This window comes from Nocardia sp. NPDC047648 (genome assembly GCF_040642815.1).
GTDB classification, from domain to species: domain Bacteria; phylum Actinomycetota; class Actinomycetes; order Mycobacteriales; family Mycobacteriaceae; genus Nocardia; species Nocardia gamkensis.
The window spans coordinates 126,289-152,346 of sequence record NZ_JBEYSX010000002.1 but is presented as its reverse complement, the minus strand read 5'-3'; the positions used below and the strand labels follow the sequence as shown (position 1 = coordinate 152,346).

25 protein-coding genes and 1 pseudogene are annotated in these 26,058 nt (G+C 68.1%); 18 read left to right on the top strand and 8 right to left on the bottom strand.

Annotation, left to right across the window (positions count from 1 at the left end; genetic code table 11):
- Nucleotides 1–72: 72 nt before the first annotated feature.
- The 6 genes from ABZ803_RS05075 to ftsX all read left to right on the top strand — a co-directional run bounded on the left by ABZ803_RS05075 (nucleotide 73) and on the right by ftsX (nucleotide 5,114).
- Nucleotides 73–933 carry a helix-turn-helix transcriptional regulator gene (locus ABZ803_RS05075; RefSeq protein ID WP_357033078.1) on the top strand — a complete coding sequence of 287 codons (861 nt, stop codon included), beginning with the start codon at nucleotides 73–75 and terminating at the stop codon, nucleotides 931–933.
- A 383-nt stretch (nucleotides 934–1,316) separates the two neighbouring features.
- The gene (gene prfB, locus ABZ803_RS05070) at nucleotides 1,317–2,432 is read left to right on the top strand and encodes a peptide chain release factor 2 (protein ID WP_357033075.1); all 1,116 of its coding nucleotides are present in this window, start codon (nucleotides 1,317–1,319) and stop codon (nucleotides 2,430–2,432) included.
- The gene (locus tag ABZ803_RS05065) at nucleotides 2,433–3,293 is read left to right on the top strand and encodes a mechanosensitive ion channel family protein (protein WP_040868866.1); all 861 of its coding nucleotides are present in this window, start codon (nucleotides 2,433–2,435) and stop codon (nucleotides 3,291–3,293) included.
- Nucleotides 3,294–3,309: 16 nt separating this feature from the next.
- Nucleotides 3,310–3,435: a hypothetical protein gene (locus ABZ803_RS05060; protein WP_281032555.1), complete on the top strand. Its 126-nt coding sequence runs from the start codon at nucleotides 3,310–3,312 to the stop codon at nucleotides 3,433–3,435.
- 84 nt (nucleotides 3,436–3,519) lie between these two features.
- Nucleotides 3,520–4,209, top strand: coding sequence for a cell division ATP-binding protein FtsE (gene ftsE / locus ABZ803_RS05055; protein WP_040868868.1), 690 nt, complete (start codon nucleotides 3,520–3,522; stop codon nucleotides 4,207–4,209).
- On the top strand, nucleotides 4,209–5,114 hold the full coding sequence (ftsX, locus tag ABZ803_RS05050; RefSeq protein WP_062969379.1) for a permease-like cell division protein FtsX: 906 nt from the start codon (nucleotides 4,209–4,211) through the stop codon (nucleotides 5,112–5,114). The genes ftsE and ftsX overlap by 1 nt, the downstream gene beginning before the upstream one ends.
- A 64-nt stretch (nucleotides 5,115–5,178) precedes the next feature.
- Here the strand turns inward: ftsX and ABZ803_RS05045 are convergent, their stop codons facing one another.
- Nucleotides 5,179–5,799: a Uma2 family endonuclease gene (locus ABZ803_RS05045; protein WP_357033069.1), complete on the bottom strand. Its 621-nt coding sequence runs from the start codon at nucleotides 5,797–5,799 to the stop codon at nucleotides 5,179–5,181.
- A 532-nt stretch (nucleotides 5,800–6,331) separates the two neighbouring features.
- On the opposite strand from ABZ803_RS05045, the gene ABZ803_RS05040 reads away from it, so the two are divergent.
- Both ABZ803_RS05040 and ABZ803_RS05035 read left to right on the top strand, forming a co-directional pair.
- Entirely contained in the window at nucleotides 6,332–7,723 is a 1,392-nt protein-coding gene (locus tag ABZ803_RS05040; protein ID WP_062969376.1) for an acyl-CoA dehydrogenase family protein, read from the top strand.
- A gap of 33 nt (nucleotides 7,724–7,756) precedes the next feature.
- Nucleotides 7,757–8,986 carry an acyl-CoA dehydrogenase family protein gene (locus tag ABZ803_RS05035; RefSeq protein WP_357033065.1) on the top strand — a complete coding sequence of 410 codons (1,230 nt, stop codon included), beginning with the start codon at nucleotides 7,757–7,759 and terminating at the stop codon, nucleotides 8,984–8,986.
- A 254-nt stretch (nucleotides 8,987–9,240) separates the two neighbouring features.
- Here the strand turns inward: ABZ803_RS05035 and ABZ803_RS05030 are convergent, their stop codons facing one another.
- The 3 genes from ABZ803_RS05030 to ABZ803_RS05020 all read right to left on the bottom strand — a co-directional run bounded on the left by ABZ803_RS05030 (nucleotide 9,241) and on the right by ABZ803_RS05020 (nucleotide 11,002).
- Nucleotides 9,241–9,762 carry a DUF5994 family protein gene (locus tag ABZ803_RS05030; RefSeq protein ID WP_357033063.1) on the bottom strand — a complete coding sequence of 174 codons (522 nt, stop codon included), beginning with the start codon at nucleotides 9,760–9,762 and terminating at the stop codon, nucleotides 9,241–9,243.
- A gap of 164 nt (nucleotides 9,763–9,926) precedes the next feature.
- On the bottom strand, nucleotides 9,927–10,838 hold the full coding sequence (locus ABZ803_RS05025; RefSeq protein WP_357033060.1) for a phosphatidylinositol mannoside acyltransferase: 912 nt from the start codon (nucleotides 10,836–10,838) through the stop codon (nucleotides 9,927–9,929).
- Complete coding sequence (locus ABZ803_RS05020) at nucleotides 10,838–11,002, bottom strand: hypothetical protein (protein ID WP_157106482.1); 165 nt, start codon at nucleotides 11,000–11,002, stop codon at nucleotides 10,838–10,840. Before ABZ803_RS05020 ends, ABZ803_RS05025 begins: the two co-directional genes overlap by 1 nt.
- A 470-nt stretch (nucleotides 11,003–11,472) precedes the next feature.
- Between ABZ803_RS05020 and ABZ803_RS05015 the strand changes: the two genes are divergently transcribed.
- Both ABZ803_RS05015 and ABZ803_RS05010 read left to right on the top strand, forming a co-directional pair.
- Complete coding sequence (locus tag ABZ803_RS05015; RefSeq protein WP_357033057.1) at nucleotides 11,473–12,105, top strand: hypothetical protein; 633 nt, start codon at nucleotides 11,473–11,475, stop codon at nucleotides 12,103–12,105.
- Nucleotides 12,106–12,189: 84 nt separating this feature from the next.
- Nucleotides 12,190–12,690, top strand: a complete 501-nt coding sequence (locus ABZ803_RS05010; protein ID WP_040868881.1) for a winged helix-turn-helix domain-containing protein — start codon at nucleotides 12,190–12,192, stop codon at nucleotides 12,688–12,690.
- Here the strand turns inward: ABZ803_RS05010 and ABZ803_RS05005 are convergent.
- Entirely contained in the window at nucleotides 12,658–13,260 is a 603-nt protein-coding gene (locus ABZ803_RS05005; protein ID WP_357033054.1) for a carboxymuconolactone decarboxylase family protein, read from the bottom strand. The genes ABZ803_RS05010 and ABZ803_RS05005 overlap by 33 nt on opposite strands.
- A 250-nt stretch (nucleotides 13,261–13,510) precedes the next feature.
- Here ABZ803_RS05005 and ABZ803_RS05000 point away from each other — a divergent pair, with 250 nt between their 5' ends.
- The 6 genes from ABZ803_RS05000 to ABZ803_RS04975 all read left to right on the top strand — a co-directional run bounded on the left by ABZ803_RS05000 (nucleotide 13,511) and on the right by ABZ803_RS04975 (nucleotide 21,245).
- Entirely contained in the window at nucleotides 13,511–15,136 is a 1,626-nt protein-coding gene (locus ABZ803_RS05000; protein ID WP_357033051.1) for an acyl-CoA synthetase, read from the top strand.
- Between the two features lie 176 nt (nucleotides 15,137–15,312).
- Nucleotides 15,313–16,971 (top strand): acyl-CoA synthetase, encoded by a 1,659-nt coding sequence (locus ABZ803_RS04995; protein ID WP_357033048.1) that lies wholly within the window; start codon nucleotides 15,313–15,315, stop codon nucleotides 16,969–16,971.
- A gap of 145 nt (nucleotides 16,972–17,116) precedes the next feature.
- Nucleotides 17,117–17,677 (top strand): hypothetical protein, encoded by a 561-nt coding sequence (locus ABZ803_RS04990; RefSeq protein WP_357033045.1) that lies wholly within the window; start codon nucleotides 17,117–17,119, stop codon nucleotides 17,675–17,677.
- A gap of 330 nt (nucleotides 17,678–18,007) precedes the next feature.
- Nucleotides 18,008–19,471, top strand: a complete 1,464-nt coding sequence (locus ABZ803_RS04985; RefSeq protein WP_357033042.1) for a PepSY-associated TM helix domain-containing protein — start codon at nucleotides 18,008–18,010, stop codon at nucleotides 19,469–19,471.
- A gap of 100 nt (nucleotides 19,472–19,571) precedes the next feature.
- Complete coding sequence (locus ABZ803_RS04980) at nucleotides 19,572–20,348, top strand: hypothetical protein (RefSeq protein ID WP_357033039.1); 777 nt, start codon at nucleotides 19,572–19,574, stop codon at nucleotides 20,346–20,348.
- 363 nt (nucleotides 20,349–20,711) lie between these two features.
- Nucleotides 20,712–21,245 carry a hypothetical protein gene (locus ABZ803_RS04975; RefSeq protein WP_357033036.1) on the top strand — a complete coding sequence of 178 codons (534 nt, stop codon included), beginning with the start codon at nucleotides 20,712–20,714 and terminating at the stop codon, nucleotides 21,243–21,245.
- Between the two features lie 324 nt (nucleotides 21,246–21,569).
- Here the strand turns inward: ABZ803_RS04975 and ABZ803_RS04970 are convergent, their stop codons facing one another.
- Entirely contained in the window at nucleotides 21,570–21,866 is a 297-nt protein-coding gene (locus ABZ803_RS04970) for a hypothetical protein (RefSeq protein ID WP_357033033.1), read from the bottom strand.
- Between the two features lie 187 nt (nucleotides 21,867–22,053).
- On the opposite strand from ABZ803_RS04970, the gene ABZ803_RS04965 reads away from it, so the two are divergent.
- Nucleotides 22,054–23,250 carry a helix-turn-helix transcriptional regulator gene (locus ABZ803_RS04965; RefSeq protein WP_357033030.1) on the top strand — a complete coding sequence of 399 codons (1,197 nt, stop codon included), beginning with the start codon at nucleotides 22,054–22,056 and terminating at the stop codon, nucleotides 23,248–23,250.
- 133 nt (nucleotides 23,251–23,383) lie between these two features.
- Nucleotides 23,384–23,839 (top strand): annotated as a pseudogene (locus ABZ803_RS04960) (SRPBCC family protein); the annotation flags it as partial.
- Nucleotides 23,840–24,076: 237 nt separating this feature from the next.
- On the opposite strand, the gene ABZ803_RS04955 reads toward ABZ803_RS04960, so the two are convergent.
- Both ABZ803_RS04955 and ABZ803_RS04950 read right to left on the bottom strand, forming a co-directional pair.
- Entirely contained in the window at nucleotides 24,077–24,331 is a 255-nt protein-coding gene (locus ABZ803_RS04955; protein ID WP_357033027.1) for a hypothetical protein, read from the bottom strand.
- Between the two features lie 12 nt (nucleotides 24,332–24,343).
- Complete coding sequence (locus ABZ803_RS04950; RefSeq protein ID WP_357034290.1) at nucleotides 24,344–26,035, bottom strand: sodium:solute symporter family protein; 1,692 nt, start codon at nucleotides 26,033–26,035, stop codon at nucleotides 24,344–24,346.
- Nucleotides 26,036–26,058 lie beyond the last annotated feature (23 nt).

The following is a 26,058-nucleotide window of genomic DNA, read 5'->3' as shown; positions in this document are numbered from 1 at the left end:
GCAGGGAGACCGCCGTAAGAGTGGTAGTGGCAGGGACACCCTCCGGGCGGCGCGCCTTGTTAGCTTCGAGGGGTGAGCGACAACGAACTCGGGCTCTTCCTGCGCAGCCGCCGTGAAGCGGTGACACCCGCGCAGGTCGGCCTGCCCACCGGCCCGCGGCGGCGCACCCCGGGCTTGCGGCGTGCCGAACTGGCCACCTCGGCCGGGGTCAGCGTGGAGTACGTCACGCGCCTCGAGCAGGGGCGCGACCGGCATCCATCGGCCCCGGTGCTGTCCGCGCTCGCGGACGCGTTGCGGTTGAGCCCCGCCGAGCGCATCCACCTGCACCGATTGAGCAAGTCGGTGGACAGCGGGTTCACCTGCATGGGCGACGCGCAGCCGCTGCGCGAGGTGCGACCGACGGTGCGCGCGATCCTGGATCGGCTCGAACCCGCGCCCGCCGTCGTGGTCAACCGCCTCACCGAAGTGCTCGCCTACACCGACGGTTACCACCGGCTGATGGCGCCGACCGGACTGTTCGACGCCCCGCACACCCCGCCCAACCTGGCGCGTTTCGTGTTCTGCCTGCCCGGCGCCCGGAACCTCTATCCGGACTGGGAGCACATCGCCGACGCGACGGTCGCCACGTTGAAACAGGGACCGTTCCGAGCCGACCCGCATATCGCCGCCCTCGCCGACGAACTCACCGTCACCGTGGGCCCGGCGTTCGCCGACCGGGTCGAGACGGTCCCGAGCCTCGCCGCGGCCACCGGCATCACTCGTCTCGCCCACCCCGAGGCCGGTTCGCTGCGCCTGGCCTACGAATCGCTCGAGCTCTCCGCCGACGACGACCAGCGGGTGCTCGTCTACCTGCCCGCCGACGACGCCACCGCCGCTGCCCTCGACGCGCTCAACGGACGCCGTCCCGGCGGACTGCACGCGGTCTCGGGCTGAGCGGTCGGTATCGCGGCGCGGGCGGTCATCCACAGGCGGAATCAGTGGAGTTCGACACACCGCCCGGCCGGGCCCGGTCCGGCGGTCCGACAAGACGAACGATCGGCCGCGACGGCATCGCACCGCGCGGCAGAACGGTCATCAACCTCACGAATTCCAATCACCAACTGCGCCAAGCGCGGTCGCCGTTTAGGGTGGAAACCCATGAGGCGTCCGTCGCAGCGCACCCGTCCCGCGGGGAGCCGGGAACGTGCGTGTGAGGTCGCGGCGACCCGACCGGCCGGCCCGCGCACGACGGCGCCCACCCCCGGCGACGCCGTCCCCGGTCATCCCGCGCGCACTCGTGTGCTGCCGTCACAGAGGGGCAGCTAGGCTTGACGATCGTGCATCCTGACGTTTCCGCTGATCTCGCCGAACTCGACGCCACCCTGAAGACGGTCGAATCGGTCCTCGACATCGACGAGCTGCGCCGTCGTATCGACGAGCTCGAGCATCAGGCCGCCGACCCCGACCTGTGGAACGACCAAGACCACGCCCAGCAGGTCACCAGTGAGCTGTCGCACGCCCAGGGCGAACTGCGCCGGGTGGAGGAGCTGCGTCAGCGGCTCGACGATCTGCCGGTGCTCTACGAACTGGCCGAGGAGGAAGAGGGCGAGGCCAGGGCCAGCGCGCTCGCCGATGCCGACGCCGAGCGGGTCGCGCTGCACAGCGACGTCGAGGCGATGGAGGTCCGCACGCTGCTGTCGGGCGAGTACGACAAGCGCGACGCGCTGGTGAACATCCGCTCCGGCGCCGGTGGCGTGGACGCCGCCGACTGGGCCGAGATGCTGATGCGCATGTACATCCGCTGGGCCGACCGGCACAAGTACGGGGTCGAGGTCTACGACACCTCTTACGCCGAGGAAGCGGGCATCAAGAGCGCGACCTTCGCGGTGAAGACGCCCTATGCCTACGGCACGCTGTCGGTGGAGATGGGCACCCACCGGCTGGTTCGGATCAGCCCGTTCGACAACCAGGGTCGCCGCCAGACCTCCTTCGCCGAGGTCGAGGTGCTACCCGTGGTCGAGACCACCGACCACATCGAGGTGCCGGAGACGGAGATCCGCGTCGACGTGTACCGCTCGTCGGGCCCGGGTGGCCAGAGCGTCAACACCACCGACTCCGCGGTCCGCATCACCCACCTGCCCACCGGCATCGTGGTCACCTGCCAGAACGAGAAATCGCAGCTGCAGAACAAGATCTCGGCCATGCGCGTGCTGCAGGCCAAGCTCCTGGAGCGCAAGCGGCAGGAAGAGCGCGCCGAGATGGACGCGCTGAAGACCAACGAGGGTGCGTCCTGGGGCAATCAGATGCGCTCCTACGTGCTGCACCCCTACCAGATGGTCAAGGACCTGCGGACGAACTACGAGGTCAACAATCCGTCGGCGGTACTCGACGGCGACATCGACGGGTTCATCGAGTCGGGTATCCGCTGGCGAATGCGAGAGCAGGCGAGCTAGATGAATGTCGCGGGCATCCAGGCGATCGCTTCCACCGGTTTCACCACGTGGCTACGCGGCGCGGGCCTGGAGATCGTGCTGCTCATCCTCGGTGCCATCCTCTTCAGCCGGTTCGCCACCTACCTGAGGGACCGGGTCACCCGCCGGATCGACGCCGGATTCCACAGCAGCGACGCCCTGGTGCGCACCGAGGCGGCCAAGCATCGGCACGCGCTGGCCCAGGTGATCACCTGGGTGGTGCTGACCATCGTCTACGTGCTGATCACCATGGAGGTGCTGCGGCGGCTCGGCTTCGCCGTCACCGGATTGGTCGCGCCCGCCGCGGTGCTCGGCGCCGCGCTCGGTTTCGGCGCCCAGCGCATCGTGCAGGACATCCTCGCCGGATTCTTCCTGATCACCGAGCGGCAGTACGGGTTCGGCGATGTGGTCCGCATCGCTGTGACTGGAGCCGCGGAGCAGGCGGAAGGTACGGTCGAGGACGTCACGCTGCGGATCACCACGTTGCGCAACGCCGACGGTGAAGTGATCACGGTGCCCAACGGCCAGATCGTGAAGGTCACGAACCTGTCGAAGGACTGGGCACGCGCCGCGATCGACGTGCCGGTGGCCGCCAGCGCTGACATCACCAGGGTCAACGAGATCCTGCACGAGGTCGGTACAAAGGCGTACGAAGACGCTCGTCTGCAGCCGTTGCTGCTCGACGAGCCCACCGTCATGGGTGTGGAAGACCTCACCGTTGACCAGATGAACATCCGAATGGTTGCCCGGACGTTGCCGGGCAAACAGTTCGAAGTCGGACGCGAGCTGCGGGTGCGAGTCGCCGCGGCGCTGCGCCGGGAGGGAATCAGTGAGACCACGTAGATCCACGGCGATCCTGATGGCAACCTGGGTCGCCACGTTCGTGCTGTACGTCTTCGTCAAACCCGACGAAACCACCACCCCTCCGGCCACCCTGGTCAACGCTGTTCCAGCAGCGGTGATCACGGAACCGCCGGGTCGCTGAGCCGAGCGCGACGGCCCGCCGCCACGCTGTCACCCATGGTTGACGACGCAGGCCGCGAGCGGTTGCTGGTTACACTGGCTCCCCGTGATCACCATGCGGAACGTGACCAAGTCGTACAAGACCTCGACGCGACCCGCGCTGGACGACATCACCGTCGATGTGGGCAAGGGCGAGTTCGTCTTCATCATCGGACCGTCCGGCTCGGGCAAATCGACCTTCATGCGATTGCTGCTGAAGGAGGAGGCGCCGACGGCGGGCGAGATCAGAGTCGCCGATTTCCGGGTCGACCGGTTACCCGGCCGCAAGGTGCCCAAGTTGCGCCAGCGCATCGGGTGCGTGTTCCAGGACTTCCGGCTGCTGCAGCAGAAGACGGTGTACCAGAACGTCGCGTTCGCGCTGGAGGTGATCGGCAAGCGGCGCCAGTTCATCGACCGCACTGTTCCCGAAGTGCTCGACATGGTGGGGCTCGGCGGCAAGGCCGACCGGCTGCCGACCGAACTCTCCGGTGGTGAACAGCAGCGCGTCGCGATCGCGCGGGCGTTCGTGAACCGGCCGCTGGTCCTGCTGGCCGACGAACCGACCGGCAATCTCGATCCCGACACGAGCGCCGACATCATGATGCTGCTGGAGCGGATCAACCGTGTCGGCACCACGGTGGTGATGGCCACCCACGACAACCACATCGTCGACGCGATGCGCAGGCGGGTGGTGGAGCTCGACCACGGACGCTTGGTGCGAGACGAGGCCACGGGCGTGTACGGGGTGGGCCGGTAATGCGCGCGAGCTTCCTGTTCGGCGAGGTCTTCGCGGGCCTGCGCCGCAACGTCACGATGACGATCGCGATGATCCTGACCACGGCGGTCTCGCTCACCATGCTCGGCGGCGGTCTGCTCGCGGTGCGCATCGCGGACAAGACCGAGCAGTACTTCCTGGACCGGCTGGAGGTGCGGCTGTACCTCACCGAGGACGTCTCGGCCAACGACCCGGACTGCTCGCAGGACCCGTGCCGCTCGCTCATGGCGGACCTGAAGGCCACCGGCGGCGTGGAGTCGGTCCAGTTCCTCAATCGGGAGGAGGCCGTCCGCGAGGCCAAGGAGAAGACCTTCAAGGACCAGCCCGAGCTGGCCAAATACGTCAGTGAGACGCCGCTGCCCGCGTCGCTGCGGGTGAAGATGGAGGACGCGGAGCTCTACCCCACGATCTACGAGAAGTTCTACGATCGCCCCGGCGTCGGCATGGTGCGCAACGACAAGGACATCGTCGACCGGCTGGTCAGCCTGTTCGACGGGTTGCGCAACGCGGCCTTCGGTCTGGCCGTGCTGCAAGCGCTGGCCGCGGTGATGCTGATCGCCAACATGGTGCAGATCGCCGCGTTCACCCGGCGCACCGAGGTCGGCATCATGCGGTTGGTCGGGGCGACCCGCTGGTACACCCAGTTGCCGTTCCTGCTCGAGGCCATGGTCGCCGCGCTGGCCGGCTCGGTGCTCGCGGTGCTCGGTCTGCTCATCGCCCGCCCGCTGGTGATCGACCGCGCCCTCGGCGACCTGTTCGCCAGCAAGGTCTTCCCCCGCATCACCGGCGACGACATCGCGATGACCGCGCTGGTCATCGCCCCGGTCGGCATCGTCTTCGCGGCGATCACGGCATACGCGACGCTGCGCTACTACGTGCGCGAGTGAGCGCCGGAGCCGGTGGCCGCCGCGCCACCGGCTCGTCCGGGCCGGGCCTTCCTGTGTGCGAACCTCACAGCACGAGCTCGGTCAACTGATCCCAGTCGAGCTGGATCCGGATCGGCAGGTCCACGGCGAACGCGGTCTGCGGTTTCAGGAGGCGGGCGAGCCGATAGTGGCCGACGCTGTGGTCGAGACCGTAGGTCTCGATGGCGGTCACCTCGGTGTCCGACACACTGACCAGCCAGTACCACGGGATTCCGGCAGCTGCGTATTCGCGCATCTTGGCGAGCCGGTCCGTTCTGACGTGGCTGGGCGCGATGACCTCGACGGCGATTTTCAGGTGTCGCGCGGGCAGCAGCCGGAGATCGGCTGGTACGCGATCGAACAGCGCGATATCAGGACGTCGTATCGCCGCCTGGGGCACCTCCCAGAGCACAACCTCGACATCTTCGTTGGCGTCCAGATACGCCGACGAATCCCCCGCCATGTGTTCACGGGCCGCGGCTTCCAGCATTGTCCGTAGCCGGTGAGCGGCTTCCCGGTGTGCCCCAGTCGGCGATGCGCAACGGACGGCGGCTCCGTTCACCACCTCCACCAAGCGGCGGAACTCCTCGGGAAGCTCGCGCCAGATACCGACCGTGATCGGCTCCGGCTGCACGTTGTCCGGCCTGGCCCAGTCGAAGATCGACACGTCTCCGAAGTGTAATGAGGACGACGCGACCTGCCGCTCGATCAGGCCGCCACCTCACCCGGCCAGGGGTCGTACGTACTGCGCTGCACCGGCCCCCGAACCTCCGGTGGTCCGTTGGTAGCCGCAACAGCCGGCCGCTCTGTCAGCCCGCGGAACTCGCGATCGATCGCCCCGCGCGGATTCCCATGACGCGGGCAGTTGGAAACCCACCGGAACGGATAACGAATCAGGATCGATCGCCACTTTCGCCTTGGAACCGGGCGAATCGGCGGCGGCTGCCTCGACTCTTCGGCCCGGCAGCTTCTCCTGCAGGCCGGAAAGTGCAGCTCATCGCCCTTGCAGGCGTGGTGCCGCGCGTGGTGCAGACGGCGTCCGATCGCCGACTGCCCAGCTTTGGGCACTTGTCCAGCAAGGCCCGGATTCCCCGCGTATGCTGCATCTCGACGCCGTTCTTACTCAGCAGTAAGATAGCCTTACTCTGGAGTAAGATAGCCGGAGAAAGACCGCACCGAACCGTCCGAGAAAACAGGTGATGATGAGCACTCGAGACAGCGCAACGAAGCGACGTCCAGACACGTCCGCGGTCGGCCTGACCCAACCCAAGCGGGATTGGATGGGCGCGGCGATGCGGGTCATGACGACTCTCACCGGGTCGGAACTCGCCGAGAAATACAACCTGCGCAAGCCGATCGAGCGCGTCACCTATGAGGGCACCAAGACCGGTTTCCGCACGCTCGGCGCGGCCACCCGCGCGTTCGCCAGGGTGGCGGGCAGCGGCGCGCCGAAGCGCCTGGCCACCAACGAGGCGAAGAACAAGGACTTCTTCGACCTGACGCCGTCGGACGAACAGCAGATGATCGTCGAAACGGTGCGGGAGTTCGCCGCCGAGATCCTGCGCCCGGCCGCCTACGAGGCCGACAACGCCGCCAAGGCGCCCCGCGACCTGCTCGAGCGCGCCGCCGAACTCGGCATCACCCTGATCAACGTGCCCGAGGAACTCGAGGGTGCGGCCTCCGAGCGCGGTGCGGTGACCAACTCGCTGGTCGCCGAGGCGCTCGCGCACGGCGACATGGGTCTGGCCCTGCCCATCCTGGCGCCCAGCGGCGTCGCGGTCGCGCTCTCGCAGTGGGGCAGCGACGCGCAGCAGAAGACCTACCTGCCGTCCTTCACCGGTGAGAACGTGCCGCAGGCCTCCGTGGTGATCAGCGAGCCGCGCGCCCTGTTCGATCCGTTCGCCCTGGACACCAAGGCGGTGCGCTCGCCGAGCGGCTACCGCATCTCGGGCGTGAAGAGCCTGGTGCCCGCCGCGGCCGATGCCGAGCTGTTCCTCGTCGCCGCGGAGCTGGACGGCCGCCCCGCGCTGTTCATCGTCGAGTCGGACGCGCCGGGCCTGGTGGTGGAGGCCGATCCGAGCATGGGTCTGCGCGCCGCGGGCCTGGGCCGCCTGATCCTGGACAACGTCGCGGTCGGCACCGACGCCATCCTGGGCGATGGTGACGCAGCGACCCGCGCGGAGGAGTACGCCGACGCCGTGCGCCTGGCCCGCCTCGGCTGGGCTTCGCTCGCCGCGGGCACCGGTAAGGCCGTGCTGGACTACGTGATCCCGTACGTGAACGAGCGCGAAGCGTTCGGCGAGCCGATCTCGCACCGTCAGGCGGTCGCCTTCATGGTCGCCAACATCGCCATCGAGCTCGACGGCCTGCGGCTGGTGACGCTGCGCGGCGCTTCGCGCGCGGAGCAGGGCCTGTCCTTCGGCCGCGAGGCGGCGCTGGCCCGCAAGCTCGCCACCGACAAGGGCATGCAGATCGGCCTCGACGGCGTGCAGCTGCTCGGCGGTCACGGCTTCACCAAGGAACACCCGGTCGAGCGCTGGTACCGCGACCTGCGGGCCATCGGCATCGCCGAAGGTGTCGTGCTCATCTAACCGGCCCGTTCCGTTTTTCAGGAGACCTCACCCATGATCAATCTCGAACTCCCCAAGAAGCTGCGGGCCAGCGCGAACCAGGCGCACCAGGTCGCGCAGGAGATCTTCCGCCCGATCTCGCGCAAGTACGACCTCGCCGAGCACGACTACCCGGTCGAGCTGGACACCATGGCCGCCATGGTCGAGGGTCTGGCCGACTCCGGCACCCAGAAGATCGGCGGCGCCGCCGGTGGCCGTTCCGACGACAGCGACACCGACCGTCACGCCACCGAGCTGCTCGGCAACACCAACGGCGGCAACATGTCCGCGCTGCTGAACGCGCTGGAGACCTCGTGGGGCGACGTCGGCCTCATGCTGTCGATCCCCTACCAGGGCCTGGGCAACGCGGCCATCGCCGCCGTGGCCACCGACGAGCAGTTGAAGCGCTTCGGCAAGGTGTGGGCCTCGATGGCGATCACCGAGCCGTCGTTCGGCTCCGACTCCGCCGCCGTGTCCACCACCGCCGTGCTCGACGGCGACGAGTGGGTGCTCAACGGCGAGAAGATCTTCGTCACCGCGGGCCAGCGCTCGACCCACATCGTGGTCTGGGCGACGGTGGACAAGAGCCTCGGACGCGCGGCGATCAAGTCGTTCGTCGTGCCGCGCGACGCTCCCGGCCTCTCGGTGGCCCGGCTCGAGCACAAGCTCGGCATCAAGGCCTCAGACACCGCCGTGCTGCTGTTGCAGGACTGCCGGATTCCGAAGGACAACATCCTCGGTAGCCCGGAAGTCAACGTGGAGAAGGGTTTCGCCGGGGTCATGCAGACCTTCGACAACACCCGTCCGCTCGTCGCCGCGATGGCGATCGGCGTCGCCCGCGCCGCGCTCGAAGAGCTGCGCTCGATCCTGACCGGCGCCGGTGTGGAGATCTCCTACGACACCCCGGCCAACAACCAGCACGCCGCCGCCGCCGAATTCCTGCGGATGGAAGCCGATTACGAGGCCGCCTACCTGCTCGCCCTGCGTGCCGCGTGGATGGCCGACAACAAGAAGCCCAACTCGCTCGAGGCATCCATGTCCAAGGCGAAGGCGGGCCGCACCGGCACCGACGTCACCTTGAAGGCCGTCGAACTGGCCGGGGCCATCGGCTACTCCCAGCGCACCCTGCTGGAGAAGTGGGGCCGTGACTCGAAGATCCTGGACATCTTCGAAGGCACCCAGCAGATCCAGCAGCTCATCGTCGCCCGCCGGGTGCTCGGTAAGACCAGCGCCGAGCTGAAGTGATTCCGGCTTAGACGATCCGGGTAGCGAAATCCGGTGCGAGCTTCTCGGCCTCGCACCGGATTTTCCGTTTCCAGGCCATCGAGCACAACGAATGACGTGTCCACCGAATGGATTTGGCGATCAGGCGTCTATGGCTTCCGGACCGGATGTTCCGTATCCTTCGCGCACATGTGGAGCATTGTCCTCATTTCGATTGTCAGTTGTTTCGTGATCGCCGCTGGATTCGCGTGGGGGTTGCCCGGCGACTGAGTACCTCAGGATCGGGTTCGCCCGCCGTCTCGGGTGAGGTCGCGATGCGGTGCTCCGGTGGAGGATTCACGGTCGGCCGCTTGTCCCGCTGCTCGGCGCATGCGTCGGTCGGCGATCCGGGGGTCGGTGTCGGCGGGGATCACCAAAAGGGTCAGGCTGGTGCCATTGCGTCCGACCAGCCGCATGGTGTCGGAGGGCTGGCCGGTGACCGGGCCGTGGATACGGATGCCGTCGTCGTCATCTATGCGGCGCTGGGCGAGGCTGATGGCGTTCCAGTCGAATCCGATGCGATCGAGTTCACCGAGCCTGGGCGTGAGAGCGGTGATCAGGTCGTGGAGTTCCGTGGTGAGATTCGACGTCCACGGCCACCACGCACCGCCGATCCGGCCGGGAGCACCGCCGGCGGGGCGTAGGAGGACTCGAGGGGTGCGGGTCGGGGCGGAGAAGGGCTGGCGATCACTGTGGGAACCCTCCGCGTGAGCGCCCATGTCGGCGTGGTTGGTGATGGGGCGTAGCTGTTGCGTCATGAGACGCTCCTGTCGCGATCCACGGAGGGACCGGAATTTCGGATCGGGGACGGCGCGACCTCGAACGGCCGGCGCGCGGGATGCCTCCGAATACTTTCGATCCTACTCGGTGACGGCACGCATCCGCGCTGGTCGTCGGCGGGATTTTCCGCTGTGGAGCGGGTTCAGTCCGGCGGAGCGGCACTGCGGCGCGCGAGTTGCGCGGCGGTGAGGTCGGCCGTCCAGAGGGGCTGGAGCATGTGCCAGTCGGCAGGGTGGGCGGCGATACCGGCGGCGAAGCGATCGGCCAGCGCCTGGGTGGTCTCGCCCACTCCGTGCCTGGTGTCGAGCGGGGGATCCACGTGGACTCCCCAACCGTCCGGGGTGAACCAGCAGTGCACGGGGAGCAGGGGCGCGCCGGTGTCGATCGCCAGCCGGGCCGGACCGGCGGGCAGCCGAGCGGGCTCGCCGAAGAAGGTGACTGGTACGCCCGTACCGGACATGTCGCGTTCACCGAGCAGTCCGACTATGCGTCCCTGCCGGATTCTGGCGAGCAGCTGCGGGAACGGCGGCGTCGCGGTGCCGGTGAGCGGGATGATCTCGAAACCCAGACGTTCACGGAAACGGACGAAACGCCGGAACAATGATTCCGGCGCGAGCCGCTCCGCGACCACAGTCGGTGAGCCGACGCGCTGCACCAGCCAGACTCCGGCCAGGTCCCAATTACCGCTGTGCGGCAGGGCGAGTATCGCACCGGTGCCGCGTTCGACCGCTTGGTAAATGTGTTCCAGGCCGGTCGCCGAGGATTCGATGGTGTCGGCCAGTCGCACCGGGTCCATCGACGGCAGCCGAAAGGCTTCGCGCCAGTACCGGGCATAGGAGCGCAGACTGGCCCGGATCAGCGCGTGCGGCACCTCGTCCGGTGCGGTGCCGAGGACACGGGAGAGGTTGCGGCGCAACTGGTTCGGTCCACCGTCGCGGGCCGCGCGTTCGGCGCCCGCGTCGAAGAGGCGGACGGCCAGCGATTCCGGCAGGGCGCGCACCAGCCGCCAGCCGGCGGCGTAACCCAGGTCCCAGACCCGGCCGGCCGGATGCACTAATCGCCGCCGGAGTCGACCGGTCCCGCTTCGTCGGTCGCCGCGGACGGCGTCGCGGCGACGACGTCGCTGAATACGGGCACGGGAACGCCGGCCGCAGGTGCGCCCACCTCGGCGGGCTCACTCGGATGGCTGAACAAAGGTGACCGGTTACTGCGATGCATTTTCTGGATTCTCCGCTCATTCGCGATCGATGACGCCCGATTGGGTGGCACACCGTACAGATACGGTCACCGCCGCCGCGGATTCGGCGGTCGCCTCGAAACCCACACTACCCTCGGCCAGACCATACGGAACGGTTTATCGAGCATGCGCCCCCGCAGGCCCCCGGTAGGCAGCCACATCGGTTGACGCATGATGTCCGCGAGCGAGCATCCGGACGTCGTCGGCGGCCCGTTTCGCAGCGGCCTCGCGCGGCGTGGAAACCGCTGCGCCCCTATGATCCATCGCGCTCGGCCCGCTGACGAGCACGCCGCTGCGTCGATGAGTCAACGACACGATCACGCCATTCGGAGTTCACCCCTGGACAGGCGGCGCACCGACCAGGCAGCCTATCGCCCTGAGTCGCTGGATCGACGAATCAGCGGACGTATTTCACTCGAGCAGTACCAGAAAACTTCGAGGAGAACTGGTTATGCAACGACTGAGTCTTACGCGTCGCCTCGCTACTGCCCTCGCCGCCTCCGCGGTGCTGGTAGCGCCCTTCGCCGGGAATGCCGCCGCGCAGCCTGCCACGGTGGACTGGACTGCCGCCGCGCAGCAACTGCGTGCCGCCGCGGCCGGGAACGCGGCGGCTGAGCAGGCGGTGGATCGGCTGATCGCCTCCGGGCAGCTGGCCGAGGCCGAGCAGGTGGCCTTGCCCGCGCAACCGTTCCAGATTCCCGCGCAGTCGGATATCGGACGAGGAGAGGGGCCCGGCGTATACGGATCGGGAATCGCTCTCGGGGTCGACGGATTCCGTCTCGGATTCTTCGGCGGGCCCGGCACCATCTCGCCGAACCAGGGCGGCGCGAAGCTCGAAGTGCTGTGGATCAACCTGGCCAACGGACGCAGCGGCACCGAACTTCTCTACGAGCACAACGATGTTCCGGTGGACACGACCATCCGCACCCGCGCCCTGGACACCGGCGCGGGCCCGGTCGTCGCCGCGGTGTACGGATCGCTGTGGCACCGCTGGTCGGTGCCCGTGAGCGAGGAGAACCCGGACGGGTACGCCTACCGGCTGGGCACGATCTCGGTTCCGTCGTTCGGCGCCGTCTACAACTGAGATCGCGGGCTCCGGCTCCCGCCGCCCGCGGGACCGGAGCCCTCGGTTTGTCGGAGGATACGGACTTCCGTAACTTCTGGATTCGTGAGTCTGGAAGACCGAGTCGCCGAGCTGGAGCGGCGGCTCAGCGCGCTGGAAGAGAATGTACGGCCGGAGAGCCTTCCTCCGGTCACCGCGGAGTGGGCGGTGGCTCGCCTACAGGAGGAGTTCGCGGCGGCCGACGAGCCCAACGGCGGCGTCGTCTTCGCCGGGTCGGTCCGCCTGCCCAACGACCAGCAGCGGGCATGGCAGGCCAGGTTCACCACCGGCGACCTCATCGAGGACGACTGGGCCGAGACCGCCGAATGCCTTGCCGCACTGGGCAGCCCGGTCCGGCTGCGTCTGCTGCGTGAGATCATGGGCGGGCGCAGAACCGCGGCCGAACTCGCCGGGGTGGACGGTGTCGGCGATTCCGGTCAGATCTATCACCATCTGCGGCAGCTGGCCGCGGTGGGTTGGCTGCACACCGCGGGCCGCGGCCGGTTCGAGGTCCCGGCCGCCAGGGTGGTTCCGTTACTGGTCGCCCTCGCCAGCGCCAGGCGCTGATCCGGGCGCCGCCGCGGCGGCGACGTATCCGGCGGTGGCGAGCACCGCGCCCATCTGCTCATAGGCCGCGCGTTCCCGGGGCGCGATCGTGGCGAGGCCGTCGACGTAGCGGTTGAACATGCAGAACGCGGCCGCTACCAGCACCGCGTCATGGATGTCCTCGTCTTTCGCACCCGCCGCGCGCGCCTGCTCGACGTCCTCGGGGGTCACCGCCAGACCCGACTCCCGCACCTTGTCCGCGATCCGCAGCAGCGCACGGAGTTTCGGATCGATCGCGGCGGACTCCACGTCTTCGATGACGGCATCGATCACGTCGCGACCGCCGTCCACCAGCACCGCCGCCGTCGCCGCGTGCGACTGTGTGCAGAAATAGGTCTCGTTGCGCGAGGACACGTACGCGGCGATCGTCTCGCGCTCCCCCGGCGTCAGTGGAGACGACCCCCGCAACAAGGTTTGCGCGAATTCGCTCAGCGCCGCGCCGGTTTCGGGCTTGAACGCGAACAGACTCCGGATGCCGGGCAGATCGCCGGGAACATCGACGAACGGTTTGCGGTCCTGCGGATCGGACATCGGCCGCATCTCCCTTCGAGCGGGCTCGGGACGTTGCGAGGGTATCGCTACCGACCGGTAGCCACTAGCCGAAAACCGGAATCGGGGGGCGCAGCGCTCCTACCAGCGGCGAACGCCACCGATCCGAGACTGATTTGTCCGGTTCAATTGTGACCTGTCACACTCCGCACTGCTACGGTGGCAAGTCAACACGCCGTACCGGTTCGCTAGGTCGAGGACCGACGCGAGGGTTTTGTGGAGGTAATTCGACATGAACTTGGCCCACACGCTGGAGGCCGTGAAGGCGCTGGGTGTGCTGCGCTCCCGGGGTGTCACCGATCCCCGGAAGCCGCTGGAAACGCTGCGGACGATGAAGGAATCGCGCATCCTCGGCCCCCAGGCCACCTTGATCAGGCACTCCGCGCGGGTGGCGCCGGACGCGCCCGGCATCGTGGACGAGGCAGGCGCCCTGACCTACCGCGAACTGGACGACCGGTCCACGGCCGTCGCCCGCGGATTACAGGCGGCGGGCATCACCGAGGGCATGGTGATCGGCCTGCTCGCACGCGACCACCGCGGCCTGATCATCGCCATGGCCGCCGCGGGCAAGCTCGGCGTGCGGGTGGCACTGATGAACACCGGGTTCGCCAAGCCGCAGTTCGCCGAGGTGTGCGAGCGCGAGAAGGTCAGGGCGGTGCTGCACGACAGCGAGTTCCTCGGCCTGCTCGACGCGCTGCCCACCGACCTGCCGCGCTACCTCACCTGGGTCGACGAGGGCACCGCGCTGCCCGAGGGCGCGCAGACCATCGACGACCTGGTCGCCGCCAACTCCGCCGATCCGCTGCCCGCGCCGAGCAAGCCCGGTGGCTTCATCATCCTGACCAGTGGCACCACCGGCCTACCGAAGGGCGCGCCGCGCACCAAGGTCACTCCGCTGTCCACCGCGCAGATGGTCGATCGCATCCCGTTCCCGCAGCGCGGCACCCAGGTGATCGTCTCGCCGATCTTCCACAGCACCGGCCTGGCCACCTGGCTGGTCGGCGCGGCCCTGTCCAACAAGGTGGTGGTGCGCCGCCGGTTCGACGCCGAGGCGACGCTCGCCCTGGTCGCCGAGCACAAGGCCGACATGCTCGTGGCGGTGCCCACGATGCTGCACCGGATGGTCGAACTCGATCCGGCGATCCGGGCGAAGTACGACACGTCCTCCCTGAAGGCGATCGTGCTGGCCGGTTCGGCGCTGTCGCCCGAACTCACCATCAAGGCGACCGAGGCGTTCGGCCCGGTGCTCTACAACCTCTACGGCTCCACCGAGTGCGCCGTGGCGACCGTGGCGAATCCGGAGGATCTGGCCCTCGCGCCCGGCACCGTCGGGCGCGCGCCGATCACCTGTGAAGTGCGGCTCTACGACGAGAACGACCAGCGCGTCACCGCCATCAACACCACGGGGCGGATCTTCATCCGCAGCGGCGCGCCGTTCGAGGGCTACACCGACGGCAGGCACAAGCAGATCATCGACGGCTACATGTCCAGCGGCGACGTCGGCCACTTCGACGAGAACGGCCTGCTCATGGTGGACGGCCGCGACGACGACATGATCGTGTCCGGCGGCGAGAACGTCTTCCCGCAAGAGGTGGAGAACCTGCTGCTGGAGCGGCCCGACGTCTTCGACGTGGCGGTGGTCGGCGTGGACGACGTGGAGTTCGGAAAGCGCCTGCGCGCCTTCGTCGTCCCCGAGCCGGGCCACGACCCCGACGGCGAGGAGATCAAGGCGTATGTGAAGAACAACCTGGCGCGGTACAAGGTGCCGCGCGAGGTGGTCTTCCTCGACGACCTGCCGCGCAACGCGACCGGCAAGCTGCTGCGCCGCGTGCTGGTGGACTACGAGGTCCAGGCCTGATCCGCAGCGGGCCGGGCTTCCCCGCCCGGCCCGCTACCAGCGGGTAGCACCCGCTGAGATACATGACACAGCCGGTTACACGAGCTTGCTACTGTTAGCGCCAGCACTGGGTATCGAAATTGCGGTCCGCACCACCCGGAGGACCACCGGGTGACACCGCCGGAAGGTTGTCGTCGATGTCTCTTTCCCTCCCCGCGCTGGGCGGCACCGCCCGCAAGGCGGGCGATCTGGCCCTTGGCGTGAACGTGATGGTCAAGCGGCGGCTGTTCAATCCGCTGCGCCCCGACCACGCGGCGCGGTCGGCGTTCAATATCTTGAAGTTCGGCCCGTTCGCCGGGGTCGTCATGCACGCCGCGCAGACCAGGCCGCACGCCGTGGCCATCGTCGACGAAGGCGGGGAGCTGACCTTCGGCCAGCTCAACGAGCAGTCGAACGCCCTGGCCCGGGGATTGCAGAACAGGGGCATCAATCCCGGTGACGTGGTGGCGATCCTGGCCCGCGACCACCGCGGCATGGTGCTGAGCCTGCTGGCCGCCGGCAAGCTCGGCGTGCGCGGGGTGCTGATGAACACCGGGTTCGCCAAGCCGCAGTTCGCCGACGTGGCCGAGCGGGAGAACGTCAAGGCGGTGCTGCACGACAGCGAGTTCATCGACCTGATGAGCGCCATTCCCGCCGCGATCCCGCGCATCCTCACCTGGGTGGACCAGAAGGACAACGCCGATCCCGCGATACCGACCATCGACTCGCTGATCACCGGGCAGTCCGGCGCAGCGCTGCCCGCGCCCGCCAAGCCGGGCGGCATAGTCATCCTGACCAGCGGCACGACCGGCACCCCGAAGGGCGCGCCACGCGACCGGGTCAGCCCCTTCGCCTCGGCTCAGTTCATCGACCGGGTGCCGCTGCCCAACAACGGCACCATGATCATGGCGGCGCCGATCTTCCACGGCACCGGCCTGTCCCAGTTCACCCTCGGTCTCGCGCTGGGCAATCGGGTGGTCTTCCAGCAGCGCCGTTTCAATCCCGAGCAGACGCTGGCGAATATCCAGACCTACAAGGCGGATTCGCTGGTCGTGGTCCCGACCATGCTGCAACGCATCCTCGACCTGGATGCGGACGTGCTGGCGAAGTACGACGTCAGCAGCGTCAAGGTGATCTTCGCGGCGGGCTCGGCCATCGCGCCCGACGTGGTGACCCGCACGCTCGATCACTTCAACGACAGCCTCTACAACCTGTACGGCTCCACCGAGTGCGCCGTCATGACGGTCGCCACCCCCGAGGATCTGCGCAAGGCGCCGACCACCGCGGGCAAGGCGCCGGTCGGCATCCGGATCGTGCTGCTGGACGAGAACCGCAAGCCGATCACCGAGCCGAACGTCACCGGAACCATCTTCGTGGACAACGGTTTCGCCTTCACCGGCTACACCGACGGCCGCACGAAGGAGGTCGTCGACGGCATGATGTCCAGCGGCGACGTGGGACATTTCGACTCCGACGGCCTGCTCTACATCGACGGCCGCGACGACGACATGATCGTCTCCGGCGGCGAGAACGTCTTCCCGCTCGAGGTGGAGAACCTCATCGCGGGCCGCGACGACATCTTCGAAGCCGCAGTCGTCGGCGTGGACGACCGTGAGTTCGGCAAGCGGCTGCGCGCCTTCGTCGTTCCCGGTCCCGATTCCAAGCGCGACCCGCAGGAGATCAAGGACTACGTCAAGGCGAACCTCGCCCGCTACAAGGTTCCGCGCGAGGTGGTCTTCCTCGACGAACTGCCCCGCAACGCGACCGGCAAGCTGTTGCGCAAGCCGCTGATCGAGATGGAGGTCGAGGCGGGCTGATCGGCGCGCCTCCGGGGCTTCCGGGCGGTGGCTCCCCTCCTGCCCGGAAGGCCGCCGAATCTCCACGCTGAAACCGCACGTCGAGCCGCTGTCCGGGCGGCCGATGCGGTCGAAGGCGTGCAATCGGTCCGCTATCATCAGCGGGGTGAGTTACGAGTACCGGTCCGCCGCGGGACGTCGCGGCGCCGTCGCGCGGGTGCGCGGTGGTTCGGCCGGTGCGATCTCGGGGGCGATTTCGGTAGCGGCGCACGGCTGGGCTTCCGGCGGCATGCTGCCGGACACCACCTCGCTGGCACTGCTCGCCGCCGCGTCCGCCGTGATCGGCGCGCTGGTGGCGGGCCTGGCCCCGCTGCGCGACACGTCGGCCGGGCTGGTCGCGGCATTGGTCGCCGGACAACTCCTCGGGCACTGCACGATGGGGATCGGGTCGGGACATCTGCATCACGGTGATGCCCAGCTGACTCCGGCGATGCTGGCCGCGCACCTGTGCGCGGCGTTCGCGGCGGCCATCGTGATCCGCGGCGCGGAGGCCGCGTACCGGATCGGGACCGCTGTGGTACGCCGTGTGCTCCCGTTGCGCCACACCCCGCCCGTCGTCGCCGAGCGCGCTCCGCTGCGCACGGTCCATCGCGATCGGGTCATCCTTCGCGTGTTCGCCGCCGAGGCGCTGCGCACGCGGGCTCCGCCCCTCGCCGTCGTTCTCTGAATTCTTCCCATACCCGGTGCACGTAGTGCCGTGGCGCGAGTGTGGCTCGCCGTCACGGACTTTCCCGTGCAGCACAGCGTCGCCTCGCACCCTCGTGCCCACGCCTGAGCGTGCCGACGCGCTGCGTCATCCGGGGTCGCGAATCCTCCTTCCGCACGCGGCGGTACGGCCGCGCTCTCACGACTGAGCGCGTTCGCCGTCGACTGGGCCTTCGCCCTTCTGGTTTCCGCGACACGTGTCCGTGAGAATGCGTTGTCGCCGTGCCGGTCTGCGCCCGCCCGGAAGTGATTCGCCCCCGAACCGGGTTCCGCCGTCAGAAACGAAACGACCGTGAGTACAACAGAAACAATTTCCGACGCCGACTTATCGGAGCCGTCGGACTCCCCCGGCGCACGCCGGACCACCGCCCGAAACAGCTTGTACGCGCTGACCATGCGGCTGCACTTCTACGCAGGAGTGTTCGTCGGGCCGTTCATCTTGATAGCGGCCGTCACCGGCGCGCTCTACGCCATCTCGCCCACTCTGGAGTCGATCGCGTCACGTGATCTGCTGACGGTCACGCAGACCGGAACACCGAAGCCGCTGTCGGAGCAGGTCGGCGCGGCCGTGGCCGTCCGACCGGACCTGCAACTCGTCGCGGTCGCCCCGGCCGCGGGCGCCGAGGACACCACCCGCGTGCTGTTCAGCGACCCGTCGCTGGGCGAATCCGAGCGGCGTGCGGTGTTCGTGAACCCGTACACCGCGCAGCCGGTGGGCGACGCCGTCGTGTACGGCAGCTCGGGGGCGCTGCCGATGCGCACCTGGATCGATCGTCTGCACCGCGACCTGCATCTGGGCGAGCCCGGCCGGCTCTACAGCGAGCTCGCCGCGTCCTGGCTGTGGATCGTCGCGCTGGCCGGTCTGGTCATCTGGGTGCGCCGGGTGCGGGGCCGCCGGGCCCGCGACGGCTGGGGATGGCTCTGGGCGGCCGATCGTTCACAGCGCGCGCGGGGCCGCACCCTGAACTGGCACGGCGCGGTCGGGATGTGGGTGCTTCCGCTCGCGCTGCTGCTGTCGGCCACCGGCATGACCTGGTCGACCTACGCGGGTGAGAACATCACCGAATTGCGCGAGCAGCTCAGCTGGACCACACCCGCGGTCGGCACCACCTTGCCTGGAGCGGTTGCCTCCGAGCATGATTCGGGCTCCGACCACCACGGCGGCGGCCACGCGCAGCACGCGCCCGCCGACCCGGCCGAGCGGATCGCCCAGCTGGATCGGGTGTACGCGAGCGCCCGCGCCGAAGGCATCACGCAGGCGGCCGAGATCGCCGTCCCGGCCGCGCCGGGCAAGGCGTTCGCGGTGAAGGAACGCCGGATGCCCGGCGTCTACACCGTGGACTCGGTGGCCGTCGATGGCGCGACCGGCACGGTCACCGACCGACTGCCCTACGCCGAGTGGCCGCTGATGGCCAAGCTCACCAACTGGGGCATCCAGTTCCACATGGGGCTGATGTTCGGGCTGCTCAATCAGGTGTTGCTGCTCGCGGCGATGATCGGCCTGATCACCGTGATCGTGCGCGGCTACCTGATGTGGTGGCGCAGACGGCCGACCCGGGACGCGAGCCGGTTCGCCCTCGGGCGGGCTCCGCGACGCGGCGCGCTGCGCAAGTCCTCGCTGTGGCTGGTCATCCCGCTGGCGGCCGCCGCGCTGGTGGTGGGGTGGTTCGTCCCGCTGGTCGGATGGAGCCTGCTCGTCTTCCTGGCGATCGACGTGCTGATCGGCGTCGCCGGACGCAAGCGCGCCACCGCCTAGATCCCACATATCCACGGGCGAACGCCCGTTCTTCCACGACCTACCGAATCGCACAAGGTATGGCCGTCGCTTCGCCATGCCTCCGAAACCAAGGATTTCCATGCACATCACGAAACTCGCCCTGGCCGCCGCGTTCACGACCGCTGCCGTGAGCATCTGCGCGGGCACGAGTTCCGCCGCGCCCGCCGTTCCCGTCGACGCCGCGTCTACGGAGGCCACGACCACGGAGGCCACATCTACCGAAGCCGCTGCCGCCGGGGGTGTCGGCTTCACCGCACACGCCACCGAGACCTCCAGCGTCATCACCACCGATTCCGGCTCGCTGGTGGTCGAGGACCAGGTGCTGAAGCTGAAGGCCGCCGACGGCACCGTCGTCGCGGGCGCGCCGTTGACCTTCCACCTCGACGAGTTCGAATTCCCCATCGCCGCCGAGGTCTCCGAGCGCACCGCGACGCTGACGCCACAGTTCGACCTGGCGCACGCGACCTACAAGCCGGTGGCCCTGCCGTTCGAGGACAAGGCGCCGTGGAAGACCGAGTACGACCGTGAGCAGGCCGCCTGGTCCCGTTTGACCAGCACCGTCGGCATGGGCGCCACCATCGGCACGCTCGTCGGCGGTATCGGCGGCGCCTCGGTCGGCTGCATCCTCGGCGGCATCGCCGGAGCGACCGTCGCCGCCGCCACCATCGTCGGCATGTTCGGCCCGTTCATCCCGGCCGCCGCCGTCGGCTGCCTCGGCGGCATCGTCGCCGTCGGCGCCCTCGGCACGGTCGCGGGCCAGATCCTGGTGACGGCCCCGGTCGCCGTCGGGGCGGCGATCATGTACTTCAGCACGATCAATTCGCCCATGCCCAAGGCACCCGAACCGCAGAAGTAATTTTTCGCCCCGGCCGAAGCCCCGGCCCTGGCGCCAGGGCCGGGGCTTCGGCGTGCCGGCGGGGAGGGAGTATTCATTTCCGACCCAGTCATCGGTCCATTCTTCTGAGGAAGAATCAAAGAGCTTGCGCGTGGTAGAGCTTCGCCGGTTCAATGCCGCCGAGCAGCAAGCGGTTGGGGGCCGCGACGTCGATGTTTAGGGGAGAAATCCGACCGAGAATACGAAAATTTCTCATACCCGACACTATCGACAGTGCTCAGGTTGAGGGTGAAAGATTATACCCGACGGTCACTGTCGCCCGTCCGGGGGAAATCCAACAACATCGTCCGATGATTGGACTTCCAAATGTTTATCAAGAAATTGGTGGCTACCGCCCTGTTGGCCGTCGCGTCAACGGGCATAGCAATGGCCACGGCACACGGTGAGGGCACCCTGGCAGACCTCACGATGAACGGGGTGGATGGGCCTATCTCCTACACGACAACGCTGGCGGCGGATCACCGCACCGCTACGGTCGATCTGGCTTCGGGACGGTTCGAAGTCACACCGGCAGCGGTCAACGTGCTCTCCGACGAGGGCGCGCTCGTCGGTGCGATCCCGACGACACTGCGTATGGAGACCGGTCAGAATTTCAGCGTCGTACCCACGCTCGATCCGTCGGCTAGGACCCTGACGCTGACACCAGCGGCCGGCGTGCCGTCACCCGGCGCGGTCGCACCCGAGGTGCAGGGCCTGATGCACGACGCCCTGTTCGGCGGTGCCGTGCTGGGCGCGGCGATCGGTTGCGCGATCGGCGTTGCCATCGGCATCTGGTTCTTCATCGTCGGCGCCGTCGTCGGTTGCGCGGTCGGCGCTGCCATCGGTGCCTGGATCGGCTTCTTCTTCACGCCGTTCTGATCGATTCGGAGGACCGAATTCCAAGTATCGACACGAGCCGGGCGGGTCACGAACCCACCCGGCTTTCTCTGTGAAAATGCGCCCGGGGTCCCCATATGTGTCGGGCTACGTCACGGCGTCGCTATCGCGACGTCGGCGAGCAAGGGTGCGCACATGTCGTTCGACCTGGTGGCGGATGGCACGTTTTCCCGGATAGCAGAAGCAGGCGTCACCGCCCGTATCGAAGAACTTCTCCGGTGCCGAGTCGGCCTATCGGGAAGAGCTGACGCATGTGGCTGTCGAGACAGACCTAGGGGCTGGGCTTCGATCCGCCGGGCGGGGGTGTCAGGAGGTGTGACGGTTGACGAGGAGGGGGATCAAGAGGTCGAGCGGGGACAGTTCAGGGGCCGCGTTTTCGAGGGGGTGATCGAGAAGGGGGGCGGCGTAGAGGCGGCCGGTATCGGGTCCGGCCACCGTTCGGGCACTGGCGATCAACTCGTAGAGCACGATCGCGACCACGTGAGCGCGTTGATCGCTGGAGTGGCGGCCCTGGCACGCGGCGACCGCCAGTGCCTCGTCGACGGCGACGATGACGTCGGTGAGAACGGCTATCTCGGCTTCGGCGCGTTCGTCGTAGATCATGCGGTCGCCTCTGGGTCGCGCTGGTGGTCGTCGACGTCCCGCCGCACAGGGTTCGGTTGTGCGACAAGCTTTCCCGGTTCCAGGTACACAGGCCACAATGCCGGGGCAAAATGCCTGGTGGAAGGCAACGGACATGCAAGTTCGAGCAATCGGCAGCAACGACCGTTCAGCGGGCCCAGGGGGAACCGTGGCAGAAGTGACGATGTGGACCGGCACGGATGTGAAGACGCTGCGCCACGCGTGCAGGTTGACGCAGAGCGAACTCGCGGAGCTGCTGCGTTGCGGTCAACGGACGGTGAGCTTCTGGGAGAGCCGACCGAACCGCCACGTCGGTATCGGCCATCAAGCGCGGCTGGACAGCGTGTTGAGAGATGCGGACCATGGGGCGCAGAAGCGTTTCCGGGCGTTGATCGGAGACCTGGACGTGAACCGGCGACACTTCATCGCCGCCACCGGCGCGGTCATCGGCGTGGCGACGATGAGCAGAAGCGGTGGTTGTCCGACCGTCACGTCCGACGCGATCGGCCATCTGCGCAACACCGTGCACTCCGCACAACTCCTGGACGACCAGCTGGGGTCGGATGCGGCGCGACCGATCATCGAAGCCCAAGCGCAGACCTGCGTGTCGCTGCTGCGCGACTGTCCGCCGAGTCTGCGCCCGGTACTGCAATCGCTGACCGCGGAGGCCGTGGCAAGCAGCGCGTGGTCCGCGTGGGATCAGGGCGATCTGGATAACGCGGACAAGCAGTTTCGGCTCGCCTATCGACACGCGGACGAATCCGGTGACCCCGATATCGCGACCGGCATCCTCTGTCACCGGACCCAACTGGCGGTCCACCTGCGCGAATTCCGCACTGCCGCCGCCCTCGCGGACGGAATGCTGCGGCCGCAGGTGAGCGACGGGCGCGTCGACGACTTTCGCAAGTTGTGCGCCGCGCAGGCATTCGCCTCCGCCGGACGGAACTTCGACGCGTGGCGACAGCTGCTTCGAGTACGCGACGAATTCACCGAGCAGACGACTCCGGACGAGTCGTACTGCTACTACCAGAGCGCGTGGACGACCGGCGCCATGACCGCCCGCTGCCTGGAAACGGGTGGTGAGCTCGAAGCGGCGGCCGACACGATCGACGGCGTGCTGGGACTGATTCCGGCCCCTGCGGTCCGCGACCGGGCCTTGTGGAATCTCAGCCTCGCGCGACTGACCGTGCCACGGGACGTCGACCGTGCGTGCGCGGCCGCCAGGCATGCCATCGACCTGGCCGCGCGGAACACCTCGCCGCGGCTGCGCCGGGCATACGCCGAAACCCGGGCGGGATTCGAACCGTGGGCCACGACACAACCGGTCCGGGAGCTGGACGTTTACGCGGCGACCGTACTGGTGTAGTCCTGGCCCTGTTTGTCCTCCCACCCCCCGGGTAAGCGATGAATGTCCCGAGTCGCCCCCAAGGGAGCGCTTGTCAACCGAAAGACGCCCGTCCACGCGAGATGGTGTGGGCAGGCGAGGAAAGGGGTAGCAAGTGAGCACAATGGCCGCCACGGTGGACGTCGAGGTTCCGGTTCGTACCGCCTACAACCAGTGGACGCAGTTCGAGTCGTTTCCGCATTTCATGGAGGGTGTCGAAGCAGTGGACCAGCTCGACGACCGGCACACGCACTGGCGTGTCCATGTCGGCCCGTCGACGCGTGAGTTCGACGCGACGATCACCGAGCAGCATCCCGACGAACGGATCGCCTGGAAGTCCGACAGCGGACCCAAACACGCGGGCGTCGTCACCTTCCATCGGCTCGACGACACCCACACCCGGGTGACCGCGCAGATGGACGTCGACCCCGAAGGGTTCGTGGAGAACGTCGCCGACAAGCTCGGGGTGCTGAAGCACCGCGTGAGCGGAGACCTCGAGCGCTTCAAGCACTTCGTCGAAGAACGAGGCCGCGAAACAGGCGCTTGGCGCGGTGATATTCCGCGACCGGGCGCCGCGGACACCGCCACGGAGCGCGGCGCGACCCCCCGCCCCGGCGCCGGCCAGTCCGGCACCCCTGGTGTCGGCGGGACCGGCACACCGGGAATGGGCGGAACCGGTACGCCGGGCGTCGGTGGTACGCCGGGCACCGGCGGAACCGGCACCTGGCCCGGCGGAACCACCCGCCCCTGACGCCTGATCCGTGCGACAACCAGTGCCCCCCGGGTTTTCCCGGGGGGCACCGTCGTGTCAGGCGGAGTCGCGCTCCTCATCGGCGCTGTCCGCCGGGCGCGGTTCGGGCGGCACCTGGACCGGGCGCAGCAAGACCCAGGCCACGAAGGCGAGCGCCACGGCTCCCATGCCGAGCCCGGCCCAGAGGTTCACGTTGATCCCGCCGGTCTTGGCCTGCTCCGCCGCGGTGTCGTGCACCAGGCCGGTGACGACGAGAACGACCGCGTAGCACCCGAGCAACGCGCCGACGATGGTGCGGATATCGAAAAGCATTGTGGCGGCTCCTTATCCGACGACAACGTTGAGCGCGATGACGAGCGCGAGCGCGATGCCCGCCAGCAGGACCGGGCGCTGATACCAGGGCAGCGTGCCTGCCTCGGGATCGGTGCGGACCTCCTTGGGCGTCTCCGAGTACACCAGCCCGACCAGTTCGGACGCCGGCTTCGGCCGCGTCACCTGGGTGACGAGCACGCTGACCACGATGTCGACCACGAAGGCCACACCGGCGGCGACGAAACTCGCGCCCTGCCCGGACAACTCGAACACGCCCGTCTCGTGCAGGAGGAAAACCAGGATGGCCGAGGCGGTTCCGCAGACCAGCCCCATCCAGCCCGCGGTCGGCGTCATCCGTTTCCAGAACATGCCGAGGATGAACGTGGCGAACAGCGGCGCGTTGAAGAAGCTGAACAGGGTTTGCAGGTAGTCCATCATGTTGCTGAACCCGGAGGCGATGAACGCGGTGAAGATCGCCGCCACGGTCGCTCCGATGGTGGCCAACCGGCCGACGCCGAGGTAGTAGCCGTCCGGGCGGTCGCGGCGCACGTACTGCTGCCACAGGTCGTAGCTGAATACCGTGTTGAAGGCGGAGATGTTGGCCGCCATGCCCGCCATGAACGCCGCGAGCAGGCCGGCCAGCCCGACCCCGAGCAGGCCGTTGGGCAGTACGTCTTTCATCAGGTACAGCAGCGCCTGGTTGTAGGTGGTGTCACTCTCGAAGTCCGGGTTCGCGGTCACCGCCGCCTTGTACTCCGACATCTGCGGCACCAGCACCGCGCTGATCATGCCGGGGATCACGACGATCAACGGGATGAACATCTTCGGGTAGGCGCCGATGATCGGGGTGCGCCGCGCCGCCGAGATGGAATGCGTCGCCATGGCGCGCTGCACTTCGACGAAGTTCGTGGTCCAGTATCCGAACGACAGCACGAAACCCAGTCCGAACACGATGCCGAGGATCGACAGGAAGTCGTTGCCGAACCCGCTGAGGGCGTTGCCCGGCCAGGATTCCCACTGCTGCGCTCCGCCCGGTGACGCGCCGATCTTGTCGCGCAGGCCGTCCCAGCCGCCGACCTTGTGCAGGCCGACCAGGGTGAGCGGCAGCAGCGCGGCCACGATCACGAAGAACTGGAGCACCTCGTTGTAGATCGCGGCCGACAGGCCGCCGAGGGTGATGTAGGACAGCACGATCACCGCGGCCACGATCACCGAGACCCACAGCGGCCAGCCCAGCAGCACGTTCACGATGGACCCGAGCAGATACAGGTTGACCCCGGCGATGAGGATCTGCGCGACGGCGAAACTCAGCGCGTTCACCAGGTGGGCGCCGGTGCCGAAGCGGCGGCGCATGAACTCCGGCACGCTGCGCACCTTGGAGCCGTAGTAGAACGGCATCATCACCACGCCGAGGAACAGCATGGCCGGTACCGCGCCGATCCAGAAGTAGTGGAAGGTCGGGAACCCGTACTCCGCGCCGTTGGCGGACATGCCCATGATCTCCACCGCGCCGAGGTTGGCGGAGATGAACGCCAGGCCGGTCACCCAGGCGGGCAGCGAGCGGCCGGACAGGAAGAAGTCGATGCTGGAGGACACGCGCTGCCTGGCCAGCAGGCCGATGCCGATCACGAACACGAAATACAGGGCGACCAGCGCGTAATCGACCGGCTGCGCGTCCAACCGGAGGGTCTCGGCGGCTACCAGGTGCGGGGGTGGGGCGGCCGGGT

Bases quoted from the DNA above. Each gene is read 5' to 3' on its own strand.
- ABZ803_RS05065 (WP_040868866.1), top strand. From the start codon at position 2,433: ATGAATGTCGCGGGCATCCAGGCGATCGCTTCCACCGGTTTCACCACG.
- ABZ803_RS05060 (WP_281032555.1), top strand. From the start codon at position 3,310: ATGGCAACCTGGGTCGCCACGTTCGTGCTGTACGTCTTCGTCAAACCC.
- ftsX (WP_062969379.1), top strand. From the start codon at position 4,209: ATGCGCGCGAGCTTCCTGTTCGGCGAGGTCTTCGCGGGCCTGCGCCGC.
- ABZ803_RS05040 (WP_062969376.1), top strand. From the start codon at position 6,332: ATGATGAGCACTCGAGACAGCGCAACGAAGCGACGTCCAGACACGTCC.
- ABZ803_RS05035 (WP_357033065.1), top strand. From the start codon at position 7,757: ATGATCAATCTCGAACTCCCCAAGAAGCTGCGGGCCAGCGCGAACCAG.
- ABZ803_RS05030 (WP_357033063.1), bottom strand. From the start codon at position 9,762: ATGACGCAACAGCTACGCCCCATCACCAACCACGCCGACATGGGCGCT.
- ABZ803_RS05020 (WP_157106482.1), bottom strand. From the start codon at position 11,002: ATGCATCGCAGTAACCGGTCACCTTTGTTCAGCCATCCGAGTGAGCCC.
- ABZ803_RS05015 (WP_357033057.1), top strand. From the start codon at position 11,473: ATGCAACGACTGAGTCTTACGCGTCGCCTCGCTACTGCCCTCGCCGCC.
- ABZ803_RS05005 (WP_357033054.1), bottom strand. From the start codon at position 13,260: ATGTCCGATCCGCAGGACCGCAAACCGTTCGTCGATGTTCCCGGCGAT.
- ABZ803_RS05000 (WP_357033051.1), top strand. From the start codon at position 13,511: ATGAACTTGGCCCACACGCTGGAGGCCGTGAAGGCGCTGGGTGTGCTG.
- ABZ803_RS04995 (WP_357033048.1), top strand. From the start codon at position 15,313: ATGTCTCTTTCCCTCCCCGCGCTGGGCGGCACCGCCCGCAAGGCGGGC.
- ABZ803_RS04980 (WP_357033039.1), top strand. From the start codon at position 19,572: ATGCACATCACGAAACTCGCCCTGGCCGCCGCGTTCACGACCGCTGCC.
- ABZ803_RS04970 (WP_357033033.1), bottom strand. From the start codon at position 21,866: ATGATCTACGACGAACGCGCCGAAGCCGAGATAGCCGTTCTCACCGAC.
- ABZ803_RS04955 (WP_357033027.1), bottom strand. From the start codon at position 24,331: ATGCTTTTCGATATCCGCACCATCGTCGGCGCGTTGCTCGGGTGCTAC.